The sequence below is a fragment of the Enterobacter sp. DN genome (assembly GCF_046054285.1).
Taxonomy (GTDB): Bacteria; Pseudomonadota; Gammaproteobacteria; order Enterobacterales; family Enterobacteriaceae; genus Enterobacter; species Enterobacter hormaechei_C.
In genome coordinates this window covers 114,874-134,565 of sequence record NZ_JBJJTG010000009.1, presented here as the reverse complement: position 1 = coordinate 134,565, position 19,692 = coordinate 114,874, and the positions used below count along the sequence as shown (strand labels likewise).

At 54.6% G+C, this 19,692-nt stretch carries 17 protein-coding genes and 1 pseudogene; 4 read left to right on the top strand and 14 right to left on the bottom strand.

Translation table 11 applies throughout. The features are described from left to right. Positions 1 to 42 precede the first annotated feature (42 nt). Positions 43 to 1,131: an AAA family ATPase gene (locus ACJTMZ_RS18925; RefSeq protein WP_023295682.1), complete on the top strand. Its 1,089-nt coding sequence runs from the start codon at positions 43 to 45 to the stop codon at positions 1,129 to 1,131. 28 nt (positions 1,132 to 1,159) lie between these two features. Here the strand turns inward: ACJTMZ_RS18925 and ACJTMZ_RS18920 are convergent, their stop codons facing one another. The 14 genes from ACJTMZ_RS18920 to ACJTMZ_RS18855 all read right to left on the bottom strand — a co-directional run bounded on the left by ACJTMZ_RS18920 (position 1,160) and on the right by ACJTMZ_RS18855 (position 15,364). Further along, entirely contained in the window at positions 1,160 to 2,113 is a 954-nt protein-coding gene (locus ACJTMZ_RS18920; RefSeq protein ID WP_017383650.1) for a GlxA family transcriptional regulator, read from the bottom strand. Positions 2,114 to 2,138: 25 nt separating this feature from the next. Then, the gene (locus tag ACJTMZ_RS18915; RefSeq protein WP_045338686.1) at positions 2,139 to 2,918 is read right to left on the bottom strand and encodes an MBL fold metallo-hydrolase; all 780 of its coding nucleotides are present in this window, start codon (positions 2,916 to 2,918) and stop codon (positions 2,139 to 2,141) included. 89 nt (positions 2,919 to 3,007) lie between these two features. Continuing rightward, positions 3,008 to 4,258: an HlyD family secretion protein gene (locus ACJTMZ_RS18910; protein ID WP_017693988.1), complete on the bottom strand. Its 1,251-nt coding sequence runs from the start codon at positions 4,256 to 4,258 to the stop codon at positions 3,008 to 3,010. A 6-nt stretch (positions 4,259 to 4,264) separates the two neighbouring features. Next, complete coding sequence (locus tag ACJTMZ_RS18905; RefSeq protein WP_017694789.1) at positions 4,265 to 5,014, bottom strand: hypothetical protein; 750 nt, start codon at positions 5,012 to 5,014, stop codon at positions 4,265 to 4,267. After that, positions 5,011 to 7,107 (bottom strand): peptidase domain-containing ABC transporter, encoded by a 2,097-nt coding sequence (locus tag ACJTMZ_RS18900; RefSeq protein ID WP_045339833.1) that lies wholly within the window; start codon positions 7,105 to 7,107, stop codon positions 5,011 to 5,013. Before ACJTMZ_RS18900 ends, ACJTMZ_RS18905 begins: the two co-directional genes overlap by 4 nt. A 67-nt stretch (positions 7,108 to 7,174) precedes the next feature. Then, complete coding sequence (locus tag ACJTMZ_RS18895; protein ID WP_001196016.1) at positions 7,175 to 7,360, bottom strand: hypothetical protein; 186 nt, start codon at positions 7,358 to 7,360, stop codon at positions 7,175 to 7,177. A 23-nt stretch (positions 7,361 to 7,383) separates the two neighbouring features. After that, a complete protein-coding gene (locus ACJTMZ_RS18890; protein WP_013094846.1) occupies positions 7,384 to 7,578 on the bottom strand; it encodes a hypothetical protein in 195 nt (64 codons plus the stop codon). A 73-nt stretch (positions 7,579 to 7,651) separates the two neighbouring features. Continuing rightward, positions 7,652 to 8,305, bottom strand: a complete 654-nt coding sequence (locus ACJTMZ_RS18885; protein ID WP_047741041.1) for a hypothetical protein — start codon at positions 8,303 to 8,305, stop codon at positions 7,652 to 7,654. 6 nt (positions 8,306 to 8,311) lie between these two features. Beyond that, positions 8,312 to 9,910, bottom strand: coding sequence for a hypothetical protein (locus ACJTMZ_RS18880; protein WP_032672168.1), 1,599 nt, complete (start codon positions 9,908 to 9,910; stop codon positions 8,312 to 8,314). Then, positions 9,888 to 12,482: a CS1-pili formation C-terminal domain-containing protein gene (locus tag ACJTMZ_RS18875; protein ID WP_015570084.1), complete on the bottom strand. Its 2,595-nt coding sequence runs from the start codon at positions 12,480 to 12,482 to the stop codon at positions 9,888 to 9,890. The genes ACJTMZ_RS18880 and ACJTMZ_RS18875 overlap by 23 nt, the downstream gene beginning before the upstream one ends. 6 nt (positions 12,483 to 12,488) lie before the next feature. Beyond that, positions 12,489 to 13,166 (bottom strand): pilus assembly protein, encoded by a 678-nt coding sequence (locus ACJTMZ_RS18870; RefSeq protein ID WP_015570085.1) that lies wholly within the window; start codon positions 13,164 to 13,166, stop codon positions 12,489 to 12,491. A gap of 45 nt (positions 13,167 to 13,211) precedes the next feature. Then, the gene (locus ACJTMZ_RS18865; RefSeq protein ID WP_062938357.1) at positions 13,212 to 13,835 is read right to left on the bottom strand and encodes a common pilus major fimbrillin subunit EcpA; all 624 of its coding nucleotides are present in this window, start codon (positions 13,833 to 13,835) and stop codon (positions 13,212 to 13,214) included. A 227-nt stretch (positions 13,836 to 14,062) separates the two neighbouring features. Continuing rightward, positions 14,063 to 14,533, bottom strand: a complete 471-nt coding sequence (locus tag ACJTMZ_RS18860; RefSeq protein WP_017383656.1) for a hypothetical protein — start codon at positions 14,531 to 14,533, stop codon at positions 14,063 to 14,065. Positions 14,534 to 14,551: 18 nt separating this feature from the next. Next, positions 14,552 to 15,364: a winged helix-turn-helix domain-containing protein gene (locus ACJTMZ_RS18855; protein ID WP_015570087.1), complete on the bottom strand. Its 813-nt coding sequence runs from the start codon at positions 15,362 to 15,364 to the stop codon at positions 14,552 to 14,554. A 374-nt stretch (positions 15,365 to 15,738) separates the two neighbouring features. Between ACJTMZ_RS18855 and ACJTMZ_RS18850 the strand changes: the two genes are divergently transcribed. The 3 genes and pseudogenes from ACJTMZ_RS18850 (at position 15,739) to ACJTMZ_RS18840 (ending at position 19,677) form a co-directional block, all read left to right on the top strand. After that, a complete protein-coding gene (locus ACJTMZ_RS18850) occupies positions 15,739 to 16,323 on the top strand; it encodes a fimbrial protein (RefSeq protein ID WP_017383657.1) in 585 nt (194 codons plus the stop codon). A gap of 52 nt (positions 16,324 to 16,375) precedes the next feature. After that, positions 16,376 to 17,169, top strand: a pseudogene (locus ACJTMZ_RS18845) (molecular chaperone). A 15-nt stretch (positions 17,170 to 17,184) separates the two neighbouring features. Next, complete coding sequence (locus ACJTMZ_RS18840) at positions 17,185 to 19,677, top strand: fimbria/pilus outer membrane usher protein (RefSeq protein ID WP_252011061.1); 2,493 nt, start codon at positions 17,185 to 17,187, stop codon at positions 19,675 to 19,677. Positions 19,678 to 19,692 lie beyond the last annotated feature (15 nt).

Genomic DNA, 19,692 nt, shown 5'->3' with positions numbered 1-19,692 from the left:
TGTAATTCTGTACAGGTTAAGCGTGCGCAGCGGAGTACCCCGATGATCAAAAATTTGCATATTCAGAACTACCGCTCAATTCGCGATATGTCGCTTGAGCTGGAACAGCTCAATATCGTGTTCGGCCCCAACGGCACCGGAAAATCCAATATTTATAAAGCGATTTATCTGATGCACAGCGCGGCGCAGGGGCAATTCTCCCAGGCGCTGGCGAACGAGGGGGGAATTTTGAAAGTGTTCTGGGCGGGCAAAACCCGCAGCGACCAGCTACGACGCATGAACCTGGCGGTGGAAACGGAAACCTATGAATATGAGCTTCAGGTCGGGTTCGTGGAAAAGCTGCCCTACCCCTCACAGTTTCAGCTCGATCCGGTGATCAAAGAGGAATCTATCTGGCTCGGCGGACAGCACCGTCGCCCGTCGTCACAGCTGATGAAGCGTAAGAATCAGGCGGTATTCCTGAACAACGTGCATCACGAAAAAGTGACCCACAGCGGTACGCTGTATGAGAACGAGTCGGTGTTCGGTCAGCTCGGTGAACCGCACCTCTACCCCGAAGTGTCGCAGATGCGCGAGTCACTGCGTAACTGGCGATTTTATCACGAGTTTTCCGTCTCATCCGGCTCGGCGATCCGTGCCCCGCAGGTGGGCTTTCGTTCCCCGGTGCTGGCCAGCGACGGCGCGAACCTGGCCGCCGCGTTTCAGACCATTGTCGAAATTGGCGACGAGCTGCTGCTGATGCGCATTCTCGACCAGGCCTTCCCCGGCTGCGTGTTTTACAGCGACAACACCGGCGGGCGCTTCCGCATGATGATGCAGCGCGAGGGGCTGAGCAGACCGCTGGAACCGGCAGAGTTCTCCGACGGCACGCTGCGTTTTTTGTGCCTGGCGGTGGCGCTGTTAAGCCCGCGCCCTCCCGCATTCATCGCCCTCAACGAACCGGAAAACAGCCTGCATCCGCAGATGCTGCCCGCCCTGGCAAGCCTCATTGCCGAGGCCAGCCGCTATTCGCAGATCTGGCTCACCAGCCATTCGCCGGAGCTGGCGCATTTGATTGAGAAGCACCGATCGTTTTCGCTGTATCAGCTGTCGATGGCGGAGGGGGAGACGAGGATGGAGAGGCTGGGGTAATTGCCAGGTGGCGCTACGCTTACCTGGCCTACTGGCGAGTACGAAACGTCTTGCGCCACTCCGCCGGGCTGACGCCAAAGCGCGCCTTAAACTGCTGCCGATACGTCACCGCTGATAAAAACCCCACCTGCCCGGCGACGTTTTCGATTGGCAGGTTGCCGGACTCCAGCAGGATCTGGCTGCGCCGCAGGCGCTCGGCGGTAAGCCAGTCGGCAACGCTCATGCCCGTCGCCTTGATAAAATGGCGGGTCAGCGTGCGCCGGCTCATCGACACCACTTCCGCAAGAGAGTCCAGGTTATGCGGTTCGGAAATATGCTGCTGAAGGTAGTCAATCAGACAGTTAATCCGCCCATCACGGGTATCTTTCGGCACAGGTTGCGCAATAAACTGCGCCTGCCCGCCCTCTCGGTGCGGCGGGACGATCATCCGGCGGGCAATCTGATTGGCGACGACGCTGCCAAAGCGCTGGCGGATGATGTACAAACAGCAGTCGAGCGCGGCGGCGGTACCCGCCGAGGTAATCATATTGCCGTCATCCACGTAGAGGGCGTTGATATCCAGTCGGACGTCCGGAAATAGCGACTGGAACTGGCGTTCAAACTCCCAGTGAGTGGCGGCCCGTTTGCCGCTGAGTATGCCCGCATAGCCCAGCACAAACGATCCCAGACACAGCCCAACAATTTCCGCCCCGTTGTCTCTGGCCTGAACCAGGCTGTCGAGCAGCGTCTGAGGCGGGCGCTCCAGAACGTGCTGCCAGTAGGGTACAACCACAATTTCAGCCGATGCGATCGCGGAAAAATCCTGCGTCGCATGCAGGGCAAAACCGTCTTTCGAGTTCAGGAATCCCGGTTTTTCAGCGCAGATCGTGACGTTAAAGCGCTTTTCCCCGGATACCGTGTCGCCAAACAGGATGCAGGGGACGGAGTAGTGGAACGGGCTAAACCCGTCCACCGCGACAATGGCAACGTTAATAAGCGGCATCTGTCTCTCCTGTCCCCTTTAACAGTCAGAATATAACGGTTTCGCCGTCCTGGGGAATGCTCACCGCGTCACCTGCCTCGTTGGCATCAACATACTCGCGCAGCGCGCGGCGGGTCAGCAGGCAGTGGTTGAGAGCTTCCATATGGGTCGCGACAAGCTGCGCCTGTGGCAGCTGGAAGTGGACGTTCAGCACATCTTGCTCGCCCATGATAATTGGCCCGAAGCCAATCACATGCGCATAACCGGCATTAAGCACCACCACATCCGGCTGGTGTTTTTGCAGGTCGGCGGCCACCTCTTCACGCCAGATCGTATCCCCTGCGATATAAAGCGTCTTCTCATCGGGATGACGGAACACCACGCCGCAGGCTTCCCCCAGAAACTCTGCCAGCTCCGGCACGGCGTAAGCGCGGTCAGTACCGTGCTGGCCGCCGTGGGTTTTCACTATCCGGATATCGCCGTACGTTGTTTCCCCGGTCATGATCGTCAGGTTGGTAAATCCCTGGCTGCGCAGCAGCGCGGCATCACTATCATTTTGCACGTAGATCGGCTTGCCTTTGGCGATCAGCTCAACGGCGTACTGATCCCAGTGATCGGCATGGGTATGGGTGACGATCACCGCGTCAGCATCCAGAAGCGTTTGAACGTCAACGGGAAGATCGACCATCGGGTTGCGAATATCAGCCCGCGCCGTGCCGGGAAAACCCGGATAAGTGCCTTTTGGCGCCAGCATTGGGTCGATTAAAAAGCGTTTTCCCGCGTAAGTGATCAGCTGGGTGGCATTGCGAATTTGCGTAATGTTCATGGGCTATCCTCCGGTTGGTATGAGAAGGAGAATAGCCCCAGGGTGCCGTTAAGAATGTGGGCTAAAGGGCGATGATCGATGAAATCGGGTCAATCGATAAACCGCTTGCGTACCCTTTCCAGCGGCGCAATCAGCAGATTGATAAGCGGCTTACGATCGATAACGATATCGGCGTTCACCGTCATTCCGCCCATCAGCATGCGCTTTTTCTTGTCCGGGTCGGTAAACCAGGAGGGGACGCGCACTTTAGCCAGGTAGTAGTTCTGCCCCTCCTGGAGCGGGATCAGCGCCGAATGGGCATCAATGTTTACCTCATAGAAATCGGACAACGTCGCCTCCACGGAACCGTATTTGTCTACGGGCCAGGAGTCGAAGCGCAGCTTGACCTTATCGCCTTTCGCCACGCGCCCCACCCCCGTTGCCGGAACATACAGGTACCCCTCCATCGTCGCCGCGGTATTTTTACGGATCACCACCACCACCTCGCTATTTTGCGTAATGGCCCGGCCAGGCGGGAAGTTAATCGCCACCACGTAACCGTCGGAAGGTGCCAGCATCGCCATGGTGGAACTTCCCCGGCTGGACAGGTTGCGGTCAATTTCGCTGATACGGTTTTTCACATACAGCTGCTCTTCGCTCAGAGAGTCAATTTGCGACTGGGTGCTGTCGGTCAGGCTGGTTTTTCGTGCCTCAAGCTCAAGAATAGTGCTCTCCTCCAGCGTCAGGTTGAGCTGCGCATTGAGCACATCGTTGTGGCTTTTATCGAGATCCACTTTGGAGACATAGCCCTTCCCGGAGACGGATTTCCACGCCTCGTAGGTGTCGGTGCTGTTTTTTAACAGCGCGCGCAGCTTCTTCACCTTATCGCGGGAAACGGCGATCTGCTTGTCGGTGAGAGCCAGCTGCTGCGCCAGATTTTTGCGATACGACGCAATCGAGTCCTCAATGGCCTGGATGCGCTGCTCGCTGCGCTTCTTCTCCGCTTCCATCTGCTGGCGGTCAAACTGCACCACCGAGCCCTGCTTGCCGCCATAGTCCTGTGACACGGTGAACAGCGGATCGTTTTCCTTCACGTACTGGCCCGGCCGTACGGCAAAATCCACAAGCGTACCGGACTCCCGGGCGCGCACTTCGACATCGCCCTGCGCCGGGATCAGCACCCCGCGTGCCAGCGTGGTTTCCGAAAAGTTAAAGACAATCGCAAAGACCAGCAGGCAGAGAAAAAAGGTGATGAACAAGGTCAGCACGGCTTTCAGCCGTGGCGCGTTGATGTGATAGCTTTTTGAGAAATGATGCGGGATCAGCGCCCGCCGCTGTCGGCTTCGGTTTTTTAATTTCACGATATGTCATCCATGATAAATCACTGAAAGATCGTCCCATGCACTCCAGAGCGTGGGGGTTTTACGCAGCGCGTTCAGCGTGTCGGCGGCGGCCTGACGGTAATCCTCTGGCGCATACGCCTGACTCTCCAGCCCAAACTCTGCCGCGTGCAGCGAACAGATCGGCAGCAGCGTTCGGACGCTGTAGCCATAGCGCGATAAAAACCGCGTTGAGACATCCGTTAACCACGCCTTTTGATCCCCTGCCTGGGTGGAGAACAGCGGCGCATCCGGCAGGCGTTCGTCCATCAGCAGCACCGTCACCAGGCGGTGAGGGGCAAAAAACGAGCTGGCGCGTCGGCCTTCGTGCGCGGCCATCAGCTTATGCAGCGCAGGGTGACGGGTAATAAACTGAAAGCGCACATCGGCTGGCGCGGTGGCAAGCAGCGCATCCACGATCAGACCAAAGCCCGCCCAGCGCATTCCCAGAAGCAGGGTGCGAGATGAACTGTAAAACGCCTGCTCCTGCGTCCACTGCGCCACGTACGCGTGCAGATCGAAGCGGACGTTGCGCGCCCAAAGCGCGGGCGGGAAGATCTGCTCCACGAAGTTAAACCCGCTCAGCTCATGGGCGTTCTGATGCAGAAAATCAGCCGGGACATCGGTCTCCGGGCAGCGCATAAACTGGCTGTAGTTTTGCGTGATCCGGTTTGCCAGCAGCGTGCGCCCGGCCTGGCGCGCGCAGAGTCGCGCATAGAGACGCGGCAGAAACATCATTGCTCACTCTCCCGCAGGGTGCCGTTTTCCATGGTATAGAGACGCCCCTGGCAGCCCACCACGTCCGGCGAGTGGGTGACAAACACCAGGCCAATCCCCAGGCTACGCAGGTTCGCCAGCACTTTCTGCGCGGTCGTTTTATCCAGGTTCGCCGTCACTTCGTCACAGAGCAGAAGCTTAGGCTGGCTGTACAGGGCGCGCGCCAGAACCAGACGCTGCATCTCCCCGGCAGAGAAAAAGGTGTTCCCCGGCAGCATCTCCGTTTCGTAGCCGTGCGGCAGCCTGGCGACGACGTGGTCCACCTCCGCCAGCCGACACGCGGCAATGACCTGCTCTTTATCCGGTGCGCTGTCAAAGCAGGCGATGTTGTCCAGAATCGAGCCGGTAAAGAGAATATCGTCCGCATGGACGATGCGGATGTGCTGACGCAGCGAGGAAAGATCGCACTCCTCAATGGGGATCTTATTGATCCGCAGCGTGCCAGACGATGCCAGCAGCATGCCGGAGATCAGACGCAGCAGCGTGGTTTTTCCCGACCCGCTCTGGCCCACAATCACCGCTTCTTCGCCCTGCTTCAGGGTCATATTGATATGCTGTAGCGTGGCCTCCCGGCCAGGATAGGCAAATGAGACATCCTCAAATTGCAGACAGACCGGCGAGGTGACAATCCGCTTCCCAAACTGGCTGGTTTCAGAGGGGGCAAACAGCAGGTCGCCCACGCGATCCAGCGGCCCCTTGAGGGCATTTTTGTCCAGCAGCTTCTGCGCCACCTGCACCATGGCATCGGAAAAATAGCGCTTATAGCTGATATAGGCGTAAAGCATCCCGATGCTCATCTGCCCTTCCAGGATCAGCCACGCACCAAAGCAGACCACCAGCAGCTGCTCGGCATTGATCACCAGCAGCGAAGCCACGTCAAAGCGGGCCAGCAGCCGCTCTTTACGCATCAGCCCGGCGATGTGTTCGCGCTGGGATTTATCCATCACCGCATCCCGGGCCTGCTCCATATTGTTCGCTTTGAGCGTAATGATCCCTTTCTGCGTCTCCACCAGCAGGGATTCATACTGGGCGGTGCGCTCGATGGAGTCATCCACCGCGCGTTGATAGGGGCCGATCAGCGAAAAGCGGATCAGGAAAAACACGCCCATCAGCAGCATCGTCAGCAGCGCAATTTTGACGTTATACAGCAGCATAAACAGCAGGCTGGTGACGGCGATCAGGCTGGAAAAGAGAATTTGCACGTAACCATTGCTGATGAACTCCGCGCAGGCGTGGAGCGATTTCTCAATAGCCAGCACGATGCCCGGCGGGCGCGAGCGGAACCAGCTGGTCTGGGTGCGCAGCATGTAGTGGCGCACGGACTGGCTTAAATCGTCATAGGCAATGTTACGCATCAGGATCTCAAGCAACTGCTTGAGGAATTTACCGATGACTTCAAAGATAAAGACAATAGCGAAGATCGCGGTGAGCAGGATCACCAGATCGCTGTCGCTGCGGGAAATGGCCTCATCCATAATCAGCTGCACGTAGGTGGGGCTTGCCAGCATGGTGATGAGGGTAAAAATACAGAGCACAAACAGCAGCAGCTGGCGCTGGAACAGGCTCGGGGATTTATTGGCTAACCGGCCAAGCGTGAGCTTTTCATCCGGGGATTTCTTTTTGAAGCACGGCGTGGGCTTAAGCTCAAGAACATAGCCGGAAAAGAGTTTTTCCGCCTCTTTCAGACGGTAACGACGCACGCCGCTGGCGGGGTCGTGAACGGTCACGCTGCGGCTGTCGATCTTCACGATGACCACGAAATGGTTGCCGCGCCAGAAGGCGATGAGCGGCAGCTCAGACGTTTCTATTTCAGTGATTTCGCCTTTAAGCACCCGGCCAGACATATTTTTATCACTGGCAAGGGTCATCAATTCCGCCATTGAGGTTCCCGCATCGGCGGAAACGGAAATCTCCCGGCGCAGCTGGCTGACGGAGACATGGTGGTCGTAGTGCCCCAACACCATCGCCAGGCAGGCCAGTCCACATTCGGTAAATTCATGCTGGCGAATAACAGGGGTCTTACCCTGTTTTTTATACTGAAAGAGCGAAAACATAATGATCCGTGACTGAAATAAAAAAATGGCCCGGCAATGCGGGCCATGCGTACAACGTGCTTCTCGCTTAGGCGCTGAAGAAACCGCCGATGAAGCCGCCCACCAGGCCGAACACGCCGCCGATGGTGCCGCCCAGCGCGCCTAACATCTGGCTGCCCGCGTTATAGCCCGCGCTTGCGCCCTGAATAGCGGCAGCAAACGGATCCCAACCACCGATGATGGCCTGTGCTTTTTTGAAATCGATAACTTGCATGAGTCTTTTCCTGTTAACGTGAATTAGTTGTAGCTACCAACCAGCGCACCCAGGAAGCCCATTGCGCCACCCAGAATTCCGCCAACCACACCGCCAACCATGCCCATGATGCTTGCGCCGGTGTCGTAACCCAGCTGTGCACCTTTAACCAGACCAGCGAACGGGTTTAACGCGCCACCGATAATGTCTTTCGCTTCTACGAATGAAATCGCTTTCATTTTTATCTCCTGTAGTGATGGATCTTTAGCATGATGCTAAAGGCTAATTTCCTTTTATGAAGGAAAGCGGTTGCTACGGGCAGGTGGTAAGCGGAATGATTTTATTGCCATAAATAATCATCCGTCTTGCAGCCTGCCCGGCATTATCTATTTCCAGCCGTTGCCCCGGCGGAATATATTTTGAATTGTTGTATTGCGTACTGCACCCGACCGAGGAAACATATTTAAAATAGGTATTCCCGGTATTACTCACCACCGCGTTGCTAAACGCATAATCAAAATGTCGTGTCCATGGACGGACAATCAAAATAGCCTCAAGCGAGACCACCACATCCGACTGGATGCGCTGGCCTTTGCGCGTGATAACCTTTGCCTGGAGCGGCGTCTCGGTGAATTTTACGCGATAGTATCGCTCTTTGTTGTCATGCGGGCCGGTATAATAAAATTTAAAACCCGCGCGTTCACCGCTCCCCAGCGTTAATTGCTTAGGCGAATACATGACTTCGCCATCTTTTATTTCGGTTTCTTTTCCCTTCTCTTTAGGAACGTCTACCTGAATAAGCGAAACGGTATAATTCTGACGCTCGCTGGTATCGTTTTTTATCGGCTGAAAAACAACTTCTCTTTCGGGAAGAAAATCAATATTAAGACTTTCGATAATTAAAGCATTTGCCCCTGTGGAAATGAAGCAATTTATTGCAAAAATAGCCAGGAATTTTCCAGTCATGGTTGATTAATTCCAGGATGCGCTAACATCTATTCTTCCCTGCGCGGTCACTTCGCCAAACCAGCTATTTCCGTCATAGGTGGTTTTCGATACCGGATTATCCATAACGAACTGGAGGATCAGCGGTGTTTTCCAGAGCCACATATCGGTCACGCCGGAACTCATTTTGTCCCACTCTTCCGCATGGGTGGCCGGCGCCGGGATCGACAGTACTTCGCCTTTACAGTTGTGCGCCATCAGCGTCTGGCTTTTCCCCACCAGCACGTTGCCCGGAATGGGAACCGTGAAGCCGTTGCCGCTAAAGGCGCAGTAGTCCACCCCATTCAGGCTTTGGGTAGGCCCGGTGACTTTTACCGTGACCGCAATCGCCGCATCTTTTTGCGCCCCGCTGTAGGTGATGGTGTAGGGGATCTCAATGGGCGCTTCGCCGATAATACCTTTCCCGGAGCCGCCCAGACCGTCAGGATCGAGGGTGTAATCCGGGTTGTCTGGCACAATCTCCAGCCCGGGCTCGATAGGGTTAATCACCAGGCCGCCCCCCGGCTGGAAGCAGAAATCCGCCGCCAGCGAGCTGTTGCCGGGCGTCAGACACAGGCTGACGATATTGCCAATGTTGCTGCCGTCCCCCGCCTGCGCCACGCTCAGAATTAACGCTTTCGGCAAAAAGATTTTAAGGGACGCTTTGCCGCCGTTTTTCTGCGGCGCTGCAAGGAAGGTGTTCGCCAGGACACGCGTATCGCTCAGGATACCGCCGGAGATACTGTACCAGGTGTTTTCATCGAAGGTCAGCTCGGCGGCAAGCCCGGTGCCGCCGCTCATGTGCGATTGCAGCACGCTGTTGACGCGGGAAGAGGTGAGCGCCAGCCCCCCGTTGTAACCGGAGATATCCTCCCCAACAAACGTGTATTCGAGCAGGTCGCACAGGACGCCAGAGACCGTGTTGCGGGTGTATTTGGTGCAGGTGGCCCCCGTTGATCCATCGACAATCGTCACCTCACCGCTGATCGGATCAATCCCAAGGTTAAGCGCCCTGGCGTTGGTCATGGTCAGCGTGCCCACCTTGTGAAGCGTATTGGTGGTGGTCACTTTGTTGATAGAGCTGATTTGCGGCGTGGAGGTGATGGTCACTTCATCCCCTGGCGCGGCGTTGAGCAGATAGTTAAAGAACGGATCGCCCAGTACCCAGCGCCCGTATGACGTGCCGGGCTCCATCACCGGCGGCTTAACCACCATCGACGTGTCGGTATAGCTGGTCGTCGGGGTGTACCCCGTGTTGCCGCAGGACGAGGAACACGCCGTCCCTTTGAAGAACGGAGAGGCGCTGGAACCGGTCACCGAAAAGTCGATGGTCAGCGCGCTGCCTGCCGGACCGCTGTAGCTGTTGTCCGGGATGTAAGTGGCGATACCGTTATTCGTTTTCGCACTCAGGGTCGGCCACTCGCGCGAACCGTGTAAAAACGCGGTCGACGTGCTGTTCAGACTAAACAGCCCCGCGCTGTTTCCCGTACCGTTATTGTCCGGGTTATTAATGGCTAAATAGGGCAGCTCCTGCGCCTGGGCCGCCGCGCTCATCAGCAGTAAATTAAGAGCGAATATCTTTTTCATCGTCACGTTCCTGCGTTCCTTTTGCTTCCTGCCAGACGAAATCGCCTTTGTCGCAGGAGATGTCCCCGAGCCACAGCGCACCGCGGTTAGACTCGATGTCCAGGCGCACTTCGCAGACGCTGTCGTCCGGCGTGGCGATACTCAGGACAGGGTTGTTCTTATCAACATCGATCACGAAGCGTCCGTCGTTTTCCGTCCGGGTCAGCCCGACGTGGTTTTTGATCTGCATGGCGCCAACCGGGGCCCCGTTTGCATCCACAAGACGACCAAACAGGGTGACGATTTTCTTCACCTGCGGCTTCATCACCACGGTATTACCCGGATAAACCGTGATATGGCGACGCGCATTCGCGCCAATCTCATAGCTTTCCGTACCGGTTTCACTGTTCATCACTTCCAGGTCATAAGCCTGGTATGCCGGCAGCGACAGCCAGGTCTTATCCCCTTTGATGCGTTCCGCCCGGCCGTTAAGCTTCAGGGTCAGTGCTTCATCAGATTTGAGACCGGTACTGACAATCACCCCTGCGCTTTCGGTACCTTTCCCGGCGGCGATGGCCTCTTTGGACCAGCCCACGCTGCCGTCACTGGTCAGCGTGGAGTTCCAGCCTTTACTCATGCCGCTCTGGACGCTGAGGATGTTGCTGTTCCACGGCGTGTCGAAGTTCACGCTGCCGCCGCCGCTTACGCTGCGATCCTGGCGGCTGTTAAAGGCTTTCGAGACGTTGGCGGTAGCCGATTTCAGGTAATCGCCCTCAAACTGGCGGCTGGCGCTGACGTTCAGCGCCGTGCCGGTATCGCGATTGTGGGAAACGCCAACCGACACGGTATTGCCGAGCGGTATGGCGAAATCGAGCATTACGTAACGATCTTTCTCTTCGTAATACCCGTCGTATTTGTTGCGCGACATCCCCACCCGCAGGCGCGCCGTACCGTAGCGACCGGCGTATAACCCCTGGGAGTAGTCCAGCTGATAGCGTTTATAGCGATAGAGGTCGTCTTCCTGACGCATCAGGCTCAGGTTGCCTGCCGAGGGCAGGCCGAATGACGGCAGGCTAAAGGAAGCGCCCCAGGTGTTGCCCTTGCTCTCATAGATATCCAGGAACTTGCCGCTGGAGAGCTGTTCATGGGAGTACCACACCGAGCCGATCTGCCACGGCAGGCTGAGATTCGCCCCATAGTTGGCGCGATACGTTCCGTCGGAGGCGGCCATGGTCTGGGTATTCACCGAGAAATAGCCCGTCAGGTTCAGGGAGGCCCACAGCTCGCTGACGATGTGTTCCCGCATCATGTAGGTAGAGGCGTTCCAGTCGACCATCCCGCTGCGCTTGCTGAACGAGGCCCCCACCAGCGACATGGTGTCTTTATGTTTGGTGTCGTAATCGTAGTAGTAGGTGTTGTCCTGCTCGTTTTTGCGTTTCGCGTATTTTTTATAATTGACGACGGATTTATCGCGGCTATACATCCCGCCCCACATCTGCCAGCGCAGCGTTTCCGACACGTTGCTGGAGAACGGCTTATTCACGGTGTACATGCTGCGCGACACGGTGCGGCTTCCGCTCACCACTTCAACTTCGACGCTGTAGATCCCGTAGGGCAGGCTGCTGGTGTCAATTTCATGGTTGCCGACGTCAAAGCGCTGAATGCCGATAAGCTGCCCGTCACGACGAATACGGGCCTCGCCCGCCGTGGGAAAATAGACCACCACCGGCGTCAGAGAGAGCGTGTTATCGCGCTTGCGGGAGTTGGCCTGGTTGCCCATGGAAACGCCGTAGACTTCACCGCCGGAAATCCCGCTGACGCTCGCCAGAGACTGCATCGCCCAGCCGTTCAGCATGCCCGCGGCGTAGCGCATCCCCTGATAGTCGCGCTCCCACATAACCGCGTTCATCTGGGTATCGCTGCTGTTCTCGTTGACGTAGCCAGAGCCGTCGATCAGCACATGATCGACGCCCATTGAGATCCAGTTTCTCGCGTTCAGATAGCCCGACGACCAGCTGTCACCGTAGCCGCTCTCGGTGTGATACGCTCCGAGGTTGTAGGAGAACGTGCCGCTCAGGTCGTCAGACTCCGGCGCATCAATGTCCACCTCACGCGGGCGAATATTCACCCCGTAGTCACTCTGCGAAAGATTCAGCAACAGGCGCATTTTTTTCTGATCCAGTTCGAACGCCGAACCCGCGCTAACCGGAATACGCATCTGGTCATCAAACTGCTTATCGTTAATGCTTTGCAGTAACGCCCGCATCTCTTTTGACAGACGAATGCCGTTATCAGACTCCTGGACCTGAACATCCCTCAGCCCCAGCTTCAGATCTTTTGCAAAGAGCGTCACGTCACCGATACGAACATATTCGTTCGCCGTGCCTTCGTGGTTCCCTTGTTGTGCTGAGTGTGGACGCGTATTCACCAGATAGACGGGAATTTTGATCCCCTGCTCCAGCAGTGCATAAAGCGAGTCGGGAAAACGGTAATTAGCGATAACCACGGAGCTTGAGGCTGCATGCGCAAGCGCGGGCAGCGTGCCGGATGCGCAAGCCATCATCACCGGCAACACTAATTTATTTTTCACCATGCATCCTTACTTAACAGGAATGAACTGTTTCAGGTCCCATATTCCGAGATGAAAATGGTTATCCGTAACGTTGATATCCTCGATAGCGCGCGAGGTCTCTGGCATCAGGTAGAAGTTTTTGCTACACGGCGTGCCGGGGGATTCCGGATTCGGCTTCAGGCAGGTCCCGGTCGCATTGACGCGAAACGAGGTGTTCCCTTTATTGGTTATTTTTCCCGCCACATAGACGAAATCAATCTTCTTATCCCGGGGCTGAACCACCAGAATGGTGCTCACCACCGCACGCGTCATCCCGGTGCCGTTTTTTGGCGAACCGCTGTCCACCTCTTCGCTTACCCCTTCATCCGTGAAGGTAATGCGGTAGTAACGCTCTTTGTTATCGGCGTTCCCGTGATAGTAAAATTTGACGATATTGCTGGTACCGGCGGGCATTACCATGCGCGTGGGCGTCAGCAACAGTTCGTCCACTTTCTCCGGATTAATGACGATCCCTTCATCCATTGGGCTGCTGATCCGCTGTGCGCGAACAGAAACAATACGCACGCTGTCTGCTTCGTTTTTTATTTCCTTGGCGGTGGAGTCAGCATCCGCAGAAATAATGGTGGTGACTTTTCCCACATTAATGGCCAGCGCGGAGGAAGAGATAAATAATAAAAATAAGAAGGTGGATTTGAGGTTAAACATGCTATTTCCCTAAACAGGGGCTTGCGCCCCTGGATCGATCAGGCCTTAGCCCCAGGTTGCGCGGAACGCAACAGACACGGTCCCTTCCCACAGGCTGTTGGTCAGGTCTTTGAACTCTTTCGCAGTACCCGCGTTGTCCTGAGCGGAGTCAACGTAGAAGACGAATTTGTCCTGGCCGGTAATTTCGGTATCTGCCGCCGCGCCTGCGCTGGTGGTCAGGTTCCACAGGCCAGAAGAGACGCCGGTGTTAGAAGAAGAATCAACCAGCGTGGTCCATGCGGTCGATTTCGCCCCCACGGTGCCACCGATAGAGCCCAGGTCGTTACCGCCCCAACGCGCACCCACTTTCAGCCTGGTCGCTTCACCACCCACGCTGAACAGCGTGTTGTTTGAATCGTCGAGGATAGCTTCGAGTTTGAAGCTGGTCGCCGTAGAGTGATCGCCACGGATAGCCACATCAAACAGACCGGTATCGGTGTTGAAAGATTTGGTATTGGCGCTGTAAACGAAGTTCAAAGCACGCGTTGGCGTAACAACCAGATCGGATTCGCTGTCTTTGGTCGCGGTTGCCTGCCAGGTGGCAGAAGCCGTCGTTTCAGCTGCATTAACTGCGCTCAGGGCAGAAACAGACAGCAGGGAGCCCAGAACGATAGCGTTCAGTTTGTTCATTTATTTAGTCCTTCAAAAAAGAATCCACGTGTATAAAAAGGGGAGCCCCTTTTTCGAGGCGGAGTATAGACAGCCGCAAAATAACGAGGCAATACAGAAAAATTCACTCGACGGAGAGCAACAATAAAAATATAAATAAATTCCTCGTATCTTATTGTTACGTATTGAGTAAATTACTCAATTCCCCGAATAATAGATAAATATCGATTTTTCAATAAAGAGAAATATCAGGATGTCGGGACAGCCACACACATCATTACAGGCAACACCAGCCCCTTAATTAACCACGCATGTTTTTTTACGCTGGTAATATAGAAGAAGTTGATATTATCAAGTAACATTTCGTTTACAACGCCATCCGGCGCCGCATCATCTTCAGATTTATTCAGCTTTTTATCCTTAATATAAAAGATATTGCTGCCGTCGACCTTTTCCACGCTGAGCGTGTAATTTCTGTCAATCAGGTAGCTTTTGCCCTCTTTCTTGAGTACGCCTTTATGAATAACCGTCACAACATCTTTGTTGTTAAACAGGAAAAGCGTGGTTAGCGACATATCGGTTGACTCACCCGTGGAATAGGTTTTCCAGGAAATGGTATCTGACTGGCAGCCAAACCCCTCATCCTGCGTTCTGGTAAAATAGACCCATAACAACGCGATGACAGACAGCGCCAGTACGATACTGAACAGTACACTCATTTTAGTCCTTGACATATTTTAACTCCCGGTCAGGCTTCTGTAAGAAATGCAGTTCTTATAATCGTCGATACTGTCCTGCTGATAACAGATGGCCAGGAAATAATTTTCTATCTGCGACTTTTTAAACCTGGAATAGTAAGCATCTGCAACCTGATGTTGACAGTCGATATGTTGACTGGCGATGACCTCTTTTACGTGATTAAAGTAGTGCTGTCGCGGCTGATACATATTCTTATCGATCAGGTATATCGTACACCTGTCCACTTTACCGAGCAGATGCATATCAGAATCTTTCAGGCTCTCGGCATAGGAATCCCGTTGGTGCAACAGTAAAACAGCGGTGCCGGTAACAATAATCAGTAATAACGTGCAGAGAGAGATAAAGAGTCTGTGCAGCGATATTATTTGTTTAGGCGGATCGGCATCTTTCTTATGCGCTAGCGTATCGAATGCTTCAGAGGCAGATTCTTCGCTAAGCGTTGAAATAACCGGCGGCCTGACCGTGTGATGTTCAATATGCGCGGCAAGGCTAAATCCCTTGCCACGTATCGTTTTTATCAGTAAAGGGTCGCATCCTAATGTACGAAATGCTTTTCTGATTTCACTTATGGCAACATTCAGACTTACCGAAGAACCAGAGAAACCATGATCCTCCCAGACCTTCTTTATCAGGTCGTCTCTGTCGAGTGTTTTACCATTATTGATGATAAGTTCATAAAGCAGACGACCCGCCTGGTTAGATAACTTAATGGATGACTCTTCCTCTCCATTAATCATGATCATACCGGTGTCGACTTCATAAAGCATTGTAAGATCAATGAGATACTTCATGTTATTATTACGCCATTGTTAAATTTTTGTGCATTTGCCAGGCAATAATAAGTCTAAAGTTTGTGTGGTCAAGTCGCGTGATATTAATTGAGGGATGAATTCATAAAGCTTCATTAATTAACGATTATTAAAGCATTAATAAAAATCTTCGAACCAACGCATTTAGGTTAAAACATTAAAAAAAACATACTGACAAGATTATAATCTTAAACTTTAGAAGTTGTTGGAATAATGTTTTGTTATGTACTTTTTTAGTGCAACATAATATCGTCAAAGCATTCTCCCGAGTCGCCATGCGTCTAGCCGGTACATCAGGGACATGTGTAGCCGATTAACATTCATTTTAAATAACACAAATCTTCATGGAGTTTATCATGTTCAAATCGATCATGACCGTATCACTGCTGGCCGCCGCTATTGCCTCTACCAGCGCAGTGGCCGCAGACAATTCGGCGGGTGGTATCATTAACTTTACCGGCGCTATTACCGATACAACCTGTACCATTAACGGCGGTAAAAGCGCGGACTTTACCGTTGCGCTTTCCCCTATTTCGGTAAAAGATGCGGGCACCACGGTTGGCCTGATCACCCGAAATAAAAAATCTATTGCGCTGACATTCTCTGGTTGCTCACCAGCAGCCGGAACGACCGGTACCCCGCTGAAAGTATATTTCTCCAGCGCGGATAATATTTCCACTGACGGTAAATACCTGCTGAATAACAGCGTGAACGAAAGCGATGCCAGCGTGGCACGTAATGTCGGCTTTGCGTTAGTGGAGCCAGGTTCGTCTACGCCTATTACCCTGAACCAGCCTTACACGACAAATATTATGGGTACAGCGACCGCGCCAGATTCCGAAACGCTGACGCTGGACGTTTATTACTATAAAACAAACGCCGCTGCCGCCACCGTGGGCGAGTTAAGCTCCAACGTAACGTATACCATTTCCTACCTGTAATAGTGATTATTCAGGCTCTGTTTTCGCAGAGCCTGTATTTAAGGTTGCAATCATGCGCAAGGCAATTTTGCTGGCAGGCTTACTGCTAAGCACGGGTCACTCATGGGCCAATATTGTCATTAATGGCACCCGTGTCCTTTATCCTGAAAATAACAAAGAGGTGATTGTCCAGTTAATGAATACGGGCGATGCGCCGGCTCTGGTACAATCCTGGATAGATGACGGTGATATTAATTCCACGCCGGAAACAGCCAATGTGCCGTTTCTGTTGTCGCCGCCGGTGATAAAGGTTAACGAACATAATGGTCAACAGCTTCGTATTAAAAAGCTGCCGTCCAGCTTGCCTGCGGATCGCGAATCCGTCTTTTTCCTGAATGTCCTCGACATTCCGCCCAGACCTGAAAATCTGCAAAACCAGAATACCGTTCAGCTGGCGATTAAATCCCGTATCAAACTTTTTTATCGGCCCGCTGCGCTGAAAGGCACGCTGGATGACGCGGTGGCGAAACTNAAAACCAGAATACCGTTCAGCTGGCGATTAAATCCCGTATCAAACTTTTTTATCGGCCCGCTGCGCTGAAAGGCACGCTGGATGACGCGGTGGCGAAACTGACGATCGCCGCCGACGGCGATCGCTTTCGCATTACAAATAACAGTCCGTTCCATATTACGGTCGCCAATATTTCGCTGGGTAAAACGAAATTGCTCCAGGAGTCCCCGATGGTTTCCCCGTTTGGGCAGCTGACGGTCGCCGCCAAAAATACGGTTAAGCGCGGACAGACCTTCCAGCTGATGTATGTGGACGATCTTGGCGCGTATAAAACCCGGACTTTCACCAGTCAGTGATCGGAAAGACTCACCATGAAAATGAAACAAAACAGACTCTGTCTGCTGGCAGTCTGCACGCTTCTGCTTTCGCATAAATCAGGGGCCGTCTCGTTTGATCCCTCCCTGCTTGCTGGCGCATCCGGTGAGTCCGATCTGTCTCGCTTTTCCGAAAACAACGCCATGCCTGCCGGCAGTCAGGAGATGGATATCTACGTAAACGGCAGCTGGAAGGGACGTTATACCGTCATCTACGGCGAGCAGCGTGACGACATCCGCCTTGCCTGGAAAGATGCCCGGTCGCTGGGCATCAACACCACGTCCGTGCCCGCGCCCGCCATTGCGCACGGGCAGGTCCAGCTGCGCGATCTGGTTCAGGGCGGTGAAGTCAAAACCGATACCAGCACCCTGAGTCTGGCGCTTACCGTTCCGCAGGCGGCCGTGCAGCGTACTGAAGAAGGTTACATTGCCCCCCAGTTCTGGGACGAGGGGATCCCGGCGCTGATGCTCTCGTGGAACACGACCTGGTACAACACCCGCGCGAAAGGCACTGCGAAAGACACAAATGATGATTTTTATGCCGGGCTGGATTCCGGCGCCAACCTGTTCGGCTGGCAGTTTCGCGACAGCAGCGTCTGGCGGAAAACCGCCAGCGGAGAGAGTAGCTGGCAGAATAATACCCGCTACCTGCGCCGTCCCCTGGCCTCGCTGAAATCCAACCTGACGCTGGGTGACTTTTATATTCCGGGCGATCTGTTTGATTCCCTGCGCGTGCGCGGCGTGTCGCTGGCGTCGGATATGAAGATGCGCCCAAATTCACAGCAGGGTTTTTCACCGGTGGTTCACGGCGTGGCACGGACGAACGCCCTGGTGAAAGTTATCCAGAATGGCAACGTGATCTATCAGGAGAACGTGCCGCCGGGCCAGTTTACCCTCGACAGCATTCAACCTACCGGGTCCGCGGGCGATTTGCTGGTGGTGGTGCGTGAAGCGGACGGTTCACAGCAGTCCTTCACGGTGCCGTTTTCCGCCGTGCCCGGGATGCTAAAAGAAGGGGTGAGCCAGTACAGCGTAGTGGCGGGTAAAGTGCATCAGAACACGCTCGATGCCGAACCCGCATTCATGCAGGCCACGCTGCGCTACGGGTTTAATAACCTCATCACCGGGTATACCGGGACGATTATTAGCGATAACTACCAGGCCGGGCTTGTCGGTACCGGGTGGAACCTTCCGTTTGGCGCGGTTTCGTTTGATGTCACCCACGCCAAAACCACCCTACAGGATCGCACCAGCAGCGGTCAGAGTTATCGCGTGTCGTACAGCAAATTTATCGATACCACCGCCACCAACTTCACCCTGGCGGCCTATCGCTATTCCACTAAAGGCTATTACAGCTTCAGCGACGCGCTCTATTCGCGCGAAGGGTATCAGCGCCTGAGAGCGCAGTACGACGACTATGAAGATCGGTTTGGCGTTGCGCCCGACATGTCGCTAAGCACCTGGGACGCCCTGCGCGCGGCGCAGCCCAAAAATACCTTTACGCTTAACCTTAATCAGCGCCTGCTCAATAACTGGGGCACGGTGTTTGTCTCCGGCACACAGCGCGATTACTGGAACTCACAGCAAACCACGCGCGAATATCAGATGGGCTATTCCAACGCCATCGGCCGCGCCAGCTATACCCTGTCGGCCAGCCGGGTACGGAACAGGGACAGTGAAGAAGAGACGCGCCTTTACCTCTCCCTCAGCCTGCCGTTCTCGCTGTTTGATAATAATGCGTGGATCACCTCCAGCCTGACGGCCAGCGATTCGCATTACGAACAGAGCAATATCAGCATGAGCGGGAACGCGCTGGCGTCGAACCGCCTGAGCTATACCCTCTCCGGCAGTAATGCGCGTGGGGGTAAAAATGCGGCAAGCGTTAACGCCGCGTACCGTTCGAACTTCGCGACACTCGGTGGCTCTTACAGCGAATCCTCCGACTACCGCCAGACCGGGCTCAGCGGGCGCGGAAGCCTGGTGGCCTACCCGTGGCACGTTCTCGCCTCAAACGAAACCGGCACAACCATGACTATCGTCGATGCGCCAAAGGCGGAGGGACTGATGGTGAACGGCGATGAAAGCATTATGACGAACCGCGATGGCGTGGCGCTGGTGCCTTACGCCACCCCGTATCGCAAAAACGCCATTACGTTAACCGAAACGGAAAACAGCGCTGGCGCGGAGGTGATCGGCAATATGGCTAACGTGGCTCCTTACGACGGGGCGGTGAGTTATATCCGCTTCGAAACCGATAAGCGCCAGTCATGGGTACTTCATGCGACGCGCGCCGACGGCAAACCGCTGCCCTTTGGCACTGAAGTGCTGGATGAACACGGTGGATCTGTCGGGTATGTCGGCCAGGCCAGCGTACTGTATATCCGTGCTGAACAGCCGCCACGCGCGCTCAACGTGCATCTCCGCAGCGGAAAGTGCGAAATCTCCTCCCCGGCCTGGGGGCTGAACAGCCCCTCATCGGTTTGCCATTAATTACGGATTATCAAA

Excerpts from the sequence above, each read along its gene's own strand:
- ACJTMZ_RS18895 (WP_001196016.1), bottom strand. The coding sequence starts at position 7,360 with ATGCAAGTTATCGATTTCAAAAAAGCACAGGCCATCATCGGTGGTTGG.
- ACJTMZ_RS18840 (WP_252011061.1), top strand. The coding sequence starts at position 17,185 with ATGAAAATGAAACAAAACAGACTCTGTCTGCTGGCAGTCTGCACGCTT.
- ACJTMZ_RS18855 (WP_015570087.1), bottom strand. The coding sequence starts at position 15,364 with ATGAAGTATCTCATTGATCTTACAATGCTTTATGAAGTCGACACCGGT.
- ACJTMZ_RS18875 (WP_015570084.1), bottom strand. The coding sequence starts at position 12,482 with ATGGTGAAAAATAAATTAGTGTTGCCGGTGATGATGGCTTGCGCATCC.
- ACJTMZ_RS18860 (WP_017383656.1), bottom strand. The coding sequence starts at position 14,533 with ATGAGTGTACTGTTCAGTATCGTACTGGCGCTGTCTGTCATCGCGTTG.
- ACJTMZ_RS18920 (WP_017383650.1), bottom strand. The coding sequence starts at position 2,113 with ATGCCGCTTATTAACGTTGCCATTGTCGCGGTGGACGGGTTTAGCCCG.
- ACJTMZ_RS18900 (WP_045339833.1), bottom strand. The coding sequence starts at position 7,107 with ATGTTTTCGCTCTTTCAGTATAAAAAACAGGGTAAGACCCCTGTTATT.
- ACJTMZ_RS18865 (WP_062938357.1), bottom strand. The coding sequence starts at position 13,835 with ATGAACAAACTGAACGCTATCGTTCTGGGCTCCCTGCTGTCTGTTTCT.
- ACJTMZ_RS18915 (WP_045338686.1), bottom strand. The coding sequence starts at position 2,918 with ATGAACATTACGCAAATTCGCAATGCCACCCAGCTGATCACTTACGCG.
- ACJTMZ_RS18905 (WP_017694789.1), bottom strand. The coding sequence starts at position 5,014 with ATGATGTTTCTGCCGCGTCTCTATGCGCGACTCTGCGCGCGCCAGGCC.
- ACJTMZ_RS18870 (WP_015570085.1), bottom strand. The coding sequence starts at position 13,166 with ATGTTTAACCTCAAATCCACCTTCTTATTTTTATTATTTATCTCTTCC.
- ACJTMZ_RS18925 (WP_023295682.1), top strand. The coding sequence starts at position 43 with ATGATCAAAAATTTGCATATTCAGAACTACCGCTCAATTCGCGATATG.
- ACJTMZ_RS18880 (WP_032672168.1), bottom strand. The coding sequence starts at position 9,910 with ATGAAAAAGATATTCGCTCTTAATTTACTGCTGATGAGCGCGGCGGCC.
- ACJTMZ_RS18885 (WP_047741041.1), bottom strand. The coding sequence starts at position 8,305 with ATGACTGGAAAATTCCTGGCTATTTTTGCAATAAATTGCTTCATTTCC.
- ACJTMZ_RS18890 (WP_013094846.1), bottom strand. The coding sequence starts at position 7,578 with ATGAAAGCGATTTCATTCGTAGAAGCGAAAGACATTATCGGTGGCGCG.
- ACJTMZ_RS18850 (WP_017383657.1), top strand. The coding sequence starts at position 15,739 with ATGTTCAAATCGATCATGACCGTATCACTGCTGGCCGCCGCTATTGCC.